The organism is Noviherbaspirillum sp. ST9, assembly GCF_048799745.1.
Taxonomy (GTDB): domain Bacteria; phylum Pseudomonadota; class Gammaproteobacteria; order Burkholderiales; family Burkholderiaceae_D; genus Noviherbaspirillum.
In genome coordinates, this window is the sequence record NZ_JBLWFR010000002.1 from 367,590 (window position 1) to 379,091 (window position 11,502).

The window sequence follows — 11,502 nt, forward strand, 5'->3', positions numbered from 1 at the left end:
GGCAAGGGAACGGCGTAATGAACGAAATGTTGAAACGCAAACTCATCGGATTGCTGCTTGCGTGTACTGCAAGTGCGTCGGTCGCACAGTCGATGCTGATCCCGAAGCCGAGCGAAGGCCTGATGCCCAATCCCGCCAAGGGAAAAACCCTGTTTGCCGCCCAGTGCGCTGCCTGTCATGGCGCGGATCTGAGAGGCAGCGACAAGGGACCGTCCATGCTGCACAAAATCTACGAACCGTCCCATCACAGCGACGCCGCCTTCCAGTTCGCCGTCAAGAACGGGGTGCGGGCGCACCACTGGAAGTTCGGCGACATGGCGGCCGTGCCCGGGCTGACACCCGATGACGTCGCGCACATAACCGCCTATATCCGCATGGAGCAGAGGAAGGTCGGAATCCAGTAATGCTTCAGGCGGCCGGGCGCTTGCGATGGAAGACCAGCGGGCTGTACGGCACCGCCGACGGCGGAGGCGAGTTCAGGATGTTCGGCTTCATCGCCCCGACCACATGCATTTCACAGGGCTTGCAGTCAAAACGCAGCGTATAGCGCTCGTTGCCGCTGACCAGCGTCATCGGATCGGCCCGCACCTGGCCCTGTACGCCTTGTACGCCCTTTGCCTGCTTCGGACAGAGGTTGAACGAGAAGCGCAGACAGTGCTTGGTGATCATCAATGACACCTCACCCGGTTCCTCGTGCGCTTCGTAAGCCGCGTCAATCAATTGCACGCCGTGCTTTTGATAGAAGGCGCGCGCCTTCTCGTTGTACACATTCGCAAGGTAGCTCAGTTGTGATTCGGGATAGGCGGGGCGCGGTTCTGCCGATGCCTTGCGCGGCGGGCGCTGCCAGGAGGCGAGGCGTGCTGTTTCATGCGCTTCAATGGCATCACGGCGCAGCGCATTGATCGCCGCTGCCGGTACGAACCACGGCTTCGACAGCTTCGGTTCCACGTTGCCCGCCTCGAACATCGTATTGCCGAGCTTGCCCAGGCTGGAGCGCAGGGAGGCTTCCGCCTGCACGGGCTGCTGCGCAGGCTGGAACGCAATGGCCGCGTCGGTCGTCGTGGTGATGCCGTCCTCGTCGCACGTGGCAAGGCGCAGGCCGTCCGCATGTTCGGTCAGTGTCAGGTGCAGCGTTACCTTGCGCTCTGACGACTTCTTGTTCAGTGCGCCTTCCCACTGGTGGTCGCGGTTGCGGTGGATGACGGTGCCTGGCTTGAGGCCGGGCAGGGCGCTCAACTGTTCATTCGGGAAAACGCGCCAGCGTTGGCCGTCCTCGTCCTCACCGAGCCTTTCCACCTTGTTGGCCTGGAGTCCGACGGTATTGCGCTTGTTCATGTAATTCAGGCCGTCCCCATTGGCCATTGGGGCGTCCGTCACCATGTCGAAATGATCGGCGCCCATGCGCGTCACCGTCCCCAGTTCCACCCCTACATATTTCGGCGAATCGAAAGCGCCGATGTCCGCCAGTCGGCCATTCGCAAAATAGTCTGTATGGCCGCGATGGAAGTTCTTGTCCACGTCGGGCGTGAACATCAAGCGCGTGCTGCCGCTGGACGCGCGGGCGAACTCGGGGCGCCGCTCCAGGATTTCGTCGAGCAACATCCGGTAATGACCGGTAATGTTCTTCACATAACCCATGTCCTTGTAGCGTCCCTCGATCTTGAACGAGCGGATGCCGGCGTCGACCAGCGCTTCGAGATTGCGGCTCTGGTCGTTGTCCTTCATCGACAGCAGGTGCTTTTCATAGGCCACCACGCGTCCCTCGCCATCCGTAAGGGTATAGGGCAGGCGGCAAGCCTGCGAGCAGTCGCCGCGATTGGCGCTGCGGCCGGTGTCGGCATGGGAGATGTAGCACTGGCCCGAAAACGCGACGCACAGCGCGCCATGGATGAAGTATTCAAGCGGGGTGTCGACTTCCGCCCGGATCCGGCGGATTTGCTCCAGCGTCAGCTCGCGCGCGAGCACCAGTTGGGAGAACCCGACCGCACCAAGGAAGCGCGCCTTCTCCACCGTGCGGATATCGCACTGCGTGCTCGCATGCAACTGAATGGGCGGCAGGTCCATTTCGAGCAGGCCCATGTCCTGCACGATGAGGGCATCGACGCCGGCATCGTAAAGTTGCCAGATCTGCTTGCGCGCGGCGTCCAGCTCGGCGTCATGCAGGATGGTGTTCAGCGTAACGAAGATGCGCGCATGGTAGCGATGGGCGAAATCGACCAGTCCGGCGATGTCCTCGATCGAATTGCTTGCATTGTGGCGGGCGCCGAACGAAGGCCCCCCAATGTAGACCGCGTCGGCCCCGTGGAGGATGGCTTCGCGTCCGATCTCGGCGGTTTTGGCGGGCGAGAGCAGTTCGAGATGGTGGGCGGGGAGTGACATGGCGGGGTCCAATCGGGCGAAGGCGGAAATTATAGCCAAAGCACGACCCCGGCAGTGGGAGAGAAGTTCCGGGGAATGGGCATCCGGTAGGATGCCTTCCCCGGTCTAATTATTGAAAGTCAGGAATGGCGTAGAGTTATTGTTAATTGCATAGCCTGTAACGCCCATGTCACGCCTGGGTGTCACCGCGACGCTGCCTGCGCGACAACCACATTCCGGCCATGCCGATGCCCAGCAGCGTCAACGGCAGGGGCTCGGGTACGTGGGTTTCGCCACCGCTGAACGTCGTGTAATGGCTGATACGTTCAATATTGCAGTTTCTGCAACCCGACATGCCGGTAATTCCAAGAACTTGCGCGTCGGAAAAGACGAGCTTCGTCAACTCTGCAATGTTCTGGAAGAAAAAGGTGTCAGCTGCAACGTTTAGCCCGCCGATGCCGAATTTGACAGCGAAGAAACCTGGCGTATCAGGGGCGACATCGATGAACCACTGATCGAGCGTGCCCGGGTTCTGGGCGGCGGTGCTGATGTCGACTTTTGAGTCCAGTTCCAGATCCTGGCCGGTGATCGCTTCGATGGCAGCCAGCTCCGTCGCATCGCCGGAGTTTCCTGACAAGGTCTGGCCGATCTTGACGTCCAATGTGTAGGCTGCGGCTGGCAGGCTGGCCACGCTGAGTACCAGGCCTGCACAGGCAGCGACTCCTGTGGCAATGAAACGCTTGAACATATGATTCCCCTCGTAAAGTTGAATAAAAGGACTTGATTGACAAAACGCAATGGCAGCTTGCGTCACCATAGGTACAGCAAAGTCAATGCCAAATAGTTAACTCTTTGTTTTGACTGGCATTCATCGCCGAATACGGACGGACGCTGTATGAGATGTAAGCGTGGTCGACAAAAAGTGAGATTTATCAATGCCTTACGAAGCCGTACGGAAAAATTCTGTCTTATCGGATATGCAATATTCCAAGGGGAATGAATAAAATTTCTGCGGCCCAAAAATCTGGGCAGTAAATTTCCGTGCGGCTCGGATTAGCCCGATTCGACTGACTTTGCGCAAACGTTTTGCCAGCCAGAAGTGTCAATTCCATCGACAAAGAAGGGGTATTCAAACCGTTCGGACAAACGCTGCGTGGGGAATTTTTTTGCGCCCACGCGTTGTCATAACCTTCAGTTCCCTTACCTGATACGAACAATGGAGGTGCAATGAAAACCACAGGTCTCATTCTTGGCGCGGCATTCTTGCTTGGCGCCTGTGCCACGCCAAATCCTTCTCCCGACGCCCAGTTATCGGCGCGCGTAAAACAGGAAATTGCCCAGACGGAAGGAATCGGGGGTGCGCGCTCGGTGAAGGTCGAGTCGGCGAAGGGCGTCGTGATCCTCTCCGGCTTTATCGGGACGGAGAAGCAGAAGAGCGACGCGGGGCAAACCGCGCTGAAGGTTTCCGGCGTGCAGCAGGTCTTCAACAACCTGCAGGTGATTAACCGGAGTTCCGGAGAGTAGGGATGGGAGAGGTGCGGCCCGCGAGGCAGGCCGCGATGGAAGAACGGATTACTGCGCGGCTTCCATCTTCACGACGGTGAGCGCACCTTTTACCTTGTCGGCGTCAAAGCGGATCTTGTCCCCGACCTTGACCTGATCGAGCATCTTCGGGTCGGCGACGCGGAACACCATCGTCATGGGCTCCATGTCCAGGCGGTAGATCCGGCCGTGCTTGATGGTGATCTTGCCAGCGCCCTTGTCGATCTTCTTGACTTCACCGGCGGAGAGCTGCGCAGCGGCCGTCGTGTCCGCGGCTGCGCCATGATGCCCCTTGTGCGCATCCTGGGCGATAACGGATTGCGCGGATGCGAGGCCCATGAGCAGGGCAAGAGCAAGCTTGGATACGTGTTTCATGTTTTCCTTCATGGTGCGAGTGGAACGTGGAGACAGGCCAGTGGCCGACCCGCACATTGTGCCTACAACCAACGCGTCGGGCAATGTCTCGAAGGGAATCCTTCACCTCCCTGGAAGTGCTTGACCATCGGTTCGCAGACGCTTTGAAATGAAGGCAACGAAAAATTGATATTTGACAGGAGGGAAATCGGGTCGGCGAATTATTGTGGCTTTTTCCCATGGCGGGAAACACAACAACACGATCCGGAGTCACCACATTGAACGCACGCGTTCTTATCGTCGCATCTGAAGCAGTCCCCCTCGTCAAAACCGGCGGTCTCGCCGATGTCATTACTTCCCTGGCACGCAGCCTGCGCAAGCGGGGTATCGATGCCTCCATCCTCATGCCCGGCTATCCGACCGCGCTCGCCAGGGCGACCGGCTTGCAGGATGCGGGCATGCTGCCGGACCTGCCCGGCGGTGGCAGGCTTCTCGCGGGATCGATGCCCGGACAGGACGTGCCGGTCATCCTGCTGCGCACGCCGGCCTTCGATACCCGTCACGGCAATCCCTATGTCGACGACGCGGGGACGGAGTTCGCGGACAATGCCCTGTGCTTTGGCGCGCTTGCGCACGCGGCCGTCGCAATTTGCGCCGGTCGCACGACGCTCGCGCGACCGCACGTGGTGCACGCGAATGACTGGCATGCCGGCCTCGTCCCCGCGCTCCTGAGAGCCGCCGGCATTCAGGGAACGGGGACACTGCTGACCATCCATAACCTCGCATTCCAGGGCAACTATCCCATGGCGCATGCGGCGCTCCTCGGCATTCCACCGGAGATGCGTACTGCCGAGGGCTGCGAATACTGGGGACAGCTGAGCTTCCTCAAGGCCGGGATCCGCTACGCCGATTGCATCTCGACCGTCAGCCATTCCTATGCTGGCGAAATCCTGACGCCGCGCTTCGGCCATGGGATGGACGGCCTGCTCAGTGCGCGGCGGAAGGACCTGCACGCGATCCGCAACGGCGTCGATACCTCGACCTGGGACCCCGCTACGGACCCGCTCATCGCACGGCAGTTCGGGCCACTCGACATGCGCGGCAAGAGCGTGTGCAAGCGTGAATTGCAGACCTTGTTCGGGCTGCCGGCCGACCCGTTCGCCCCTGTGCTGGCGCTCGGCAGCCGCATGACCCACCAGAAAATGGCCGATGTCGCGCTGGTCGCGCTTCCCGAGGTGCTCCAGCGTTTCCCGCGTGCGCAAGTCGTCATCCTCGGCCGCGGCGACCACGGTTACGAAGCCGGGTTTGCCGCATTGGCGAAACATTTCTCGGGACGCGTCGGGGTACATATCGGCTATGACGAGCAGCGCGCCCACGCGCTCCATGCCGGCGCCGACATGCTGCTGCACGGAAGCCGGTTCGAACCGTTCGGATTGACGCCCTTGTATTCGATGCGTTACGGCACCATTCCGATTGCATCGCGCGTCGGCGGAATCATCGACACGATTGTTGATGCCGGGCTCTCGGGTACGCCATGCAAGGAGGCGAGTGGCATCCTGTTCGACGGTGACGCCCCCTCGAACATGACAGCGGCCGTCAGCCGTGCCTTCGACCTCTACGTGAACCCGAGTCGGTGGCATGCCGTGCAGTGCAATGCCATGGCTGCCGATTTTTCCTGGGAGCAGCCGGTGCAGGAATACATCGCCGTGTACCGCGCACTTGCCAGTGACGACGCCAGGGCGCTGTTCGATCTGCCACTGATATCGTCGGATGTGCAGGCCGTGCAGTACATGACCGCATGACATGTGTGCAGGCCCGCAGGCAACTTAAAGGATCGACAACGCTCCATCAGAAAGACAATGACAGCCGCATCTGGAGACGAGCCTAATGTTTTTTGAGATCCCTGACCGCCTGCTGCCGGGGCGTCCGTGCCCCTTGGGTGCCACGTATGACGGACAGGGCGTCAATTTCGCTGTGTTTTCGGCCAATGCCGAGAAGATCGAGCTCTGCATTTTCGATGCCGCCGGCCGCAAGGAAGTCGCGCGGCTGCCGCTGCCCGACTGCACCGATGAGGTTTGGCACGGCTATCTGCCGGAGGCCGCGCCGGGCTTGCTGTATGGCTATCGTGCCTATGGACCTTACGATCCGCATCGCGGCTACCGCTTCAACCACCACAAGCTGCTGCTCGATCCCTACGCACGCCTGATGTCGGGGCCGCTGCGCTGGTCGGATGCCTTGTTCGGCTATCGCCTCGGATCGCCTCGCGCGGATCTCAGTTTCGACCGTCGCGACAGTGCACAAGCCATGCCCAAGTCGATCGTGGTGGAAGACCTGTTCAACTGGGGTGACGACCGGCGCCCCTATGTGCCATGGTCGAAGACCGTCATCTACGAGGCGCACGTACGCGGCATTTCCATCCTGCGCGATGACCTGCGTCCCGACCTGCGCGGCACCTTTGCGGCGCTGGCCAATCCCCGCTTCATCGACCACCTGCTCAAGCTGGGCGTGACCACACTTGAGCTCATGCCGGTCAACGCCTTCCTGCAGGACCGGTTCCTCCTGGAAAAGGGACTGCGCAATTACTGGGGGTACAGTCCGTTTTCCTTCTTCGCGCCGGAGCCGGGCTATCTGTCGGGCGGCGGCTTGAACGATATGCGGCTCGCCGTACGCCGCCTGCATGCGGCCGGCATCGAAGTCATCCTCGACGTGGTCTACAACCACACCGGCAGCGGCAATGAAATGGGGCCGACGATCAGCTTCCGGGGGCTCGACAACGCAAGCTATTTCCGTCTGGTACCGGGGAATGAACGCTATTACATCAATGAGACGGGATGCGGTAACACGCTGAATGTCTCTCATCCCCGCGTCCTGCAAATGGTCATGGATTCACTGCGCTACTGGGCCGAGTCCTTTCATATCGATGGATTCCGTTTCGACCTTGGGGCAACGCTGGGCCGTGAAGGAACCGGCTTCGATCCAGGCTCCGGATTCTTCGACGCGATCCTGCAGGATCCGGTGCTGTCGCGCTTGAAACTGATTTCAGAACCATGGGATATCGGACCCGGTGGCTACCAGCTCGGTAACCATCCGCCGGGTTTTGCTGAATGGAACGACAAGTTCCGCGATGGCGTGCGCCGCTTCTGGCGCGGCGATCCGGGACAGCGCGCCGATTTTGCCGCGCGCATTTCCGGGTCGGCGGATTTATTCAACCGCCGCAGACGGAAGCCCTGGGCTTCGATCAATTACGTCGCCTCGCACGATGGATTTACGCTGCACGACGTCGTCAGCTATAACGAAAAGCACAACGAAGCGAACGGCGAGAACAACAACGACGGTCATTCCGAGAATTTCAGCAATAACTGGGGCGTGGAAGGAGCAACCGACGATCAGCAGATCCTCGCGCTGCGCAAGCGGGTGCAGCGCGCCTTGCTCGCCACCGTCGCACTGGCGCAGGGAACGCCGATGCTGCTGGCCGGCGACGAGTTCGGTCGCTCCCAGCAGGGCAACAACAATGCCTATTGCCAGGACAATGAACTGTCATGGGTTGACTGGAATGCGGCGCAATCGGACGATGGCAGGTCGTTGACTGCCTATGTTGGCCGCTTGCTCGCGGTCCGCCACAGCTTCGACGCCTTGCAGTCGCAGCGTTTCCAGCACGGCGACGAAGTAGGCGACGGCATGCGCGATCTTTCCTGGTTCGACGAGCGGGGAGAAGAGCTGCCGCCAGATGCATGGCAGAACCCGGAAGCAAGGGCGCTGGCCGTGCAGCGCGCCAGTCTGGACGATGACGGGAGGCTCGACGTCGTGCTGATGCTCGTCAATGGTGGGCACGACGCGCTTGCATTCCGCTTTCCACAGCCTGCGCGCCGCTGGCATGTGCTGGTTGACAGCAGCACGGACGAGACGGATGTTCGCGCTGTATTCGAGGAGCAGATCGACGTTCCAGGCCACGCCGTCCTCGTGCTTGCCAACCGGGTGCCGAAAGCCTTGCGGTAGAGGGTTATACTCGGGCGATTCAATTTCCCGACACCTCATGAAGCACATCGTCCAGGTTCCAGGCCCTGCCATCGTGAACCGTGCCGTTCACGGCATGGTTGTCATTGTGGTCATCCTGTTTGCGTTCCACTTTGCCCGGCTGTCCGGGTTTGCGGCGAGTGCGGTTGCGATCGCGCTCCTTGTCGCCATGCTGGCCATCTTGTCGGCCGCCTTGCGACGGACCGTCTCCATTGACTCGGAACAGCATCGGATCGACACGACCGTCTCGCTGCTTTCGATTCCCTTGCATACGCGGACGGAAACGCTCCCGGGCATGGCATGGGTTGGCGTACGAAGCGATCTCCCCGACCTGGTGGTCGAGGTTGGTACACCTGCGGATGAAAGCGTGGAAGTACTGCGCTTCAGGAACGGGTTTGGCGCACGGGAAAACGAAGTGTCCCAGTCCTGTTTAGCGCTTGCCAAGGCACTCGGTTTGGAGTGCCGGCGATAGCCTCCGCACAACCCGCCGGAATCAAGCCGGCAGGGCCGCGATCATTTCCTTCTTTTCGGACGGCTGCCTGCTGCGCACGCGGCGCGAGAACGCGGTCATGAAGGCCGCGTAGCTGTCGGAACCTGCGGCTAGTCCCATCCGGCGTGCCTTGATGGCGCCTGTTTCGATCGTATCGTCGAGATCGTAGGCGATGTCGCCCATTTCCCAGGCCGAATCGTCACGGTGCATAAACCTCATTCTCATGTTGCTTCCTCGTTGCGCGCTTGGTCATTAACGGAGTGCTGCAAAGAAATCGCCTCCTGAATTCACTCTATCGCGGACGTCGGCGCGCCCTCAAGCCTTGAATTGATTCGTAACAACTGTTTCCAACAGCTATGGCGGAGACGCAACAACAACTACTGCAAGGGGAATGGATACGAGCGGGGGAGAGAGGCGGGGGGAACAGCGAGGGTGAAGACCAGGTGGCACGTGCCGCCCGGCCTCCCGATCGGGTCATTCAATCAACCCAGAAAGCGTTGCCTCTCTGTGCGTGGTCGAGATCGCGCATGCGGCGCTCGAGGTCGGAGCAGTCGGTCGCTTCGGCCAGGTACGCTTCATCGTGCTCGCGACGGCTTTCTTCGATGCTCCGGGAAATGGTATTGCCAATATATTCAAGAGCTGCATGGGTAGATGCGGCTATTCCGTGGCCTGCTGCAACCATGGCGGTAACCAGGGCATGGGGCACGGTGTTGAGGGTTGCTGCTGACATTTTCTTGTCCTTCAAAGTGATGCATGGATCATGCACGCACAGTATAGGAAGGTGCCTTCATCAGGGATACTTTCGATTACGAATGTGAGATATGGCTTCCGTGAATTTGTGCGAAATTGTCATTGATTGGAATTTAATTGCGTAGAAGGCAGAAGCCGCTGACGCCGAGGAGCATGGTTTCGCCGACTGGTTCCGTGTTCTGCGACAGCACGACATCGCCAGCAGCAAGCCCGGTGACTTTCTTTACCACGCCATCCAGATTGAACAGGCAGCGTATCCGTTTGCCTTCGTGAACGCGGCTGAACGCGAGCACGCCTTCCGGCGCCTCATCGAACGCGATCCGTCCATGCAGGAGCTCCGGGCGCTCCTTGCGCAGCGCAATCATTTCACGTGCGAAGTGCAGCATCGACGCGGTGTCGCCTTCCTGTCTTTCTACGTTCAATGCAATGTGCGAGGAATCAACAGGCAACCACGGTTCGATCGTACTGAATCCGCCGTGGGCTGCATCCGTCCACGGCATCGGGGTGCGGCAGCCGTCGCGGCCCTTGAACTTGGGCCAAAACGAGATCCCGAACGGATCCTGCAGGCGTTCGAAGGGAACATCGGCCTGCGGCAGCGCAAGTTCTTCGCCCTGATACAGGCAGATGTCCCCCCGCATGCAGAGCAGCAATGCAAGGTGCGCCTTGGCGGTATCCACCGGATCGCGTCCCTGCAACCAGCGTGTGGCGACACGCGGTTTGTCGTGATTGCTCATCGCATAGCACGCCGAGCTGGAAGGATGGATGTGCTCTTCCAGCGTCGCGATCACATTCCGTACATAGGCAGCGCTGTAATCGGGACGCATCAAGGCAAAGCTGTAGGCGGAATGCAGCCGCCCCGGTTGCGTGTACTGCCCCATCAGTTTCAGCGGATCGACACCGCCGACCTCGGCCAGGCTGAATGCGCCGTAGGCATCCAGCAGCTTGCGAATGCGCTCCAGGAAAGGAAGCATTTCCGGGCGGCCCTGGTCGTACAGGTGGACCTGGAAGCCATACGGATGTAATGCGTCGGCCGTGTTTTCGCGCGGCGGATTATTACGCAGCAACGCATCCTGGAAGATATGGTTGCACGCGTCGAAGCGGAATCCGGAAACACCCATGTCGAGCCAGAAATCCATCTCGGCCAGCACGGCATCCTGCACGGCGGGATGGTGCATGTTGAGATCAGGCTGGCTGGAGAGGAAAGAGTGGAAGTAGTACTGCCGGCGCTCCGCATCCCAGCGCCAGGCCGGGCCGCCGAAGACGGAAACCCAGTTGTTCGGCGGGCTGCCGTCCGGCTTCGGATCCGCCCACAAGTACCAGTCGGCCTTGTTGTTCTCGCGCGCGCGGCTCTGCTTGAACCAGCTGTGCTCTTCCGAGGTGTGCGAGATGACCATGTCGACGATGACGCCAAGCCCGAGCGAACGCGCACGCCGCATCAGGCTCTTGAAATCGTCCATGGTGCCGAAGATGGGATCGACGGCGCGATAGTCGGAAACGTCGTAGCCGAAATCCTTCATCGGCGACTTGAAGAACGGACTGATCCAGACGGCGTCGACGCCGAGGCTCTTGATGTAAGGGAGCTTTTGCTCGATCCCCGCGAGGTCGCCGATGCCGTCGTTGTTCGCGTCGCTGAAGCTGCGCGGGTAAACCTGATAGATGATCATTGCCTGCCTCACAAAACATTGCTGCCCGCCGTCGCGCACGCATGCGAGGACAGGACACGAGATTTCCGCCATGCAGAAATCTTTCCCTGCAATATCTGTTGCTGAAGGGAATTGCGCAATGTCGTAGAGGCAAAACTGGGGCCATTTGTTCCTTGGCCGCAACTGATTCCGCCAAAGCATGGTGCCTCTGGCAATGGTCGCGCTGCAAGATTGCGATTTCTGAATGTCTTTTCGCGAACAAAGTGTCGTCTTGCCTGCTCTATTGAAAATGACTGGCGCTGCCGGGACCTTCCCGCATGCGTGCAACTTTCGCAACCAAAGCAATTCGAA

General features: G+C 60.1%; 11 protein-coding genes. 5 read left to right on the plus strand and 6 right to left on the minus strand.

What is annotated here, in order from left to right:
- The first annotated feature begins 17 nt into the window (after positions 1-17).
- Positions 18-404 carry a c-type cytochrome gene (locus tag ACNOHI_RS05020; RefSeq protein ID WP_420473549.1) on the plus strand — a complete coding sequence of 129 codons (387 nt, stop codon included), beginning with the start codon at positions 18-20 and terminating at the stop codon, positions 402-404.
- A gap of 4 nt (positions 405-408) precedes the next feature.
- Here ACNOHI_RS05020 and ACNOHI_RS05025 read toward each other — a convergent pair whose 3' ends face one another.
- A complete protein-coding gene (locus ACNOHI_RS05025; RefSeq protein ID WP_420473550.1) occupies positions 409-2,379 on the minus strand; it encodes a peptidase U32 family protein in 1,971 nt (656 codons plus the stop codon).
- A 169-nt stretch (positions 2,380-2,548) separates the two neighbouring features.
- The gene (locus ACNOHI_RS05030) at positions 2,549-3,106 is read right to left on the minus strand and encodes a PEP-CTERM sorting domain-containing protein (RefSeq protein WP_420473551.1); all 558 of its coding nucleotides are present in this window, start codon (positions 3,104-3,106) and stop codon (positions 2,549-2,551) included.
- Positions 3,107-3,585: 479 nt separating this feature from the next.
- On the opposite strand from ACNOHI_RS05030, the gene ACNOHI_RS05035 reads away from it, so the two are divergent.
- Positions 3,586-3,882 (plus strand): BON domain-containing protein, encoded by a 297-nt coding sequence (locus tag ACNOHI_RS05035; RefSeq protein ID WP_420473552.1) that lies wholly within the window; start codon positions 3,586-3,588, stop codon positions 3,880-3,882.
- Between the two features lie 48 nt (positions 3,883-3,930).
- On the opposite strand, the gene ACNOHI_RS05040 is transcribed toward ACNOHI_RS05035, so the two are convergent.
- On the minus strand, positions 3,931-4,275 hold the full coding sequence (locus tag ACNOHI_RS05040; protein WP_420473553.1) for a copper-binding protein: 345 nt from the start codon (positions 4,273-4,275) through the stop codon (positions 3,931-3,933).
- A 257-nt stretch (positions 4,276-4,532) separates the two neighbouring features.
- Here ACNOHI_RS05040 and glgA point away from each other — a divergent pair, with 257 nt between their 5' ends.
- The 3 genes from glgA to ACNOHI_RS05055 all read left to right on the plus strand — a co-directional run bounded on the left by glgA (position 4,533) and on the right by ACNOHI_RS05055 (position 8,740).
- Positions 4,533-6,056, plus strand: coding sequence for a glycogen synthase GlgA (gene glgA, locus ACNOHI_RS05045; protein ID WP_420473554.1), 1,524 nt, complete (start codon positions 4,533-4,535; stop codon positions 6,054-6,056).
- A gap of 85 nt (positions 6,057-6,141) precedes the next feature.
- Positions 6,142-8,250, plus strand: coding sequence for a glycogen debranching protein GlgX (gene glgX / locus ACNOHI_RS05050; RefSeq protein WP_420473555.1), 2,109 nt, complete (start codon positions 6,142-6,144; stop codon positions 8,248-8,250).
- Between the two features lie 37 nt (positions 8,251-8,287).
- Positions 8,288-8,740 carry a hypothetical protein gene (locus ACNOHI_RS05055; RefSeq protein WP_420473556.1) on the plus strand — a complete coding sequence of 151 codons (453 nt, stop codon included), beginning with the start codon at positions 8,288-8,290 and terminating at the stop codon, positions 8,738-8,740.
- A 21-nt stretch (positions 8,741-8,761) separates the two neighbouring features.
- On the opposite strand, the gene ACNOHI_RS05060 is transcribed toward ACNOHI_RS05055, so the two are convergent.
- From ACNOHI_RS05060 to ACNOHI_RS05070, 3 genes are all read right to left on the minus strand, one after another.
- A complete protein-coding gene (locus ACNOHI_RS05060) occupies positions 8,762-8,983 on the minus strand; it encodes a hypothetical protein (protein WP_420473557.1) in 222 nt (73 codons plus the stop codon).
- Positions 8,984-9,236: 253 nt separating this feature from the next.
- Positions 9,237-9,488, minus strand: coding sequence for a DUF3563 family protein (locus ACNOHI_RS05065; RefSeq protein WP_420473558.1), 252 nt, complete (start codon positions 9,486-9,488; stop codon positions 9,237-9,239).
- A gap of 133 nt (positions 9,489-9,621) precedes the next feature.
- Positions 9,622-11,172, minus strand: a complete 1,551-nt coding sequence (locus tag ACNOHI_RS05070) for an alpha-amylase family glycosyl hydrolase (protein ID WP_420473559.1) — start codon at positions 11,170-11,172, stop codon at positions 9,622-9,624.
- Between the last annotated feature and the right edge of the window lie 330 nt (positions 11,173-11,502).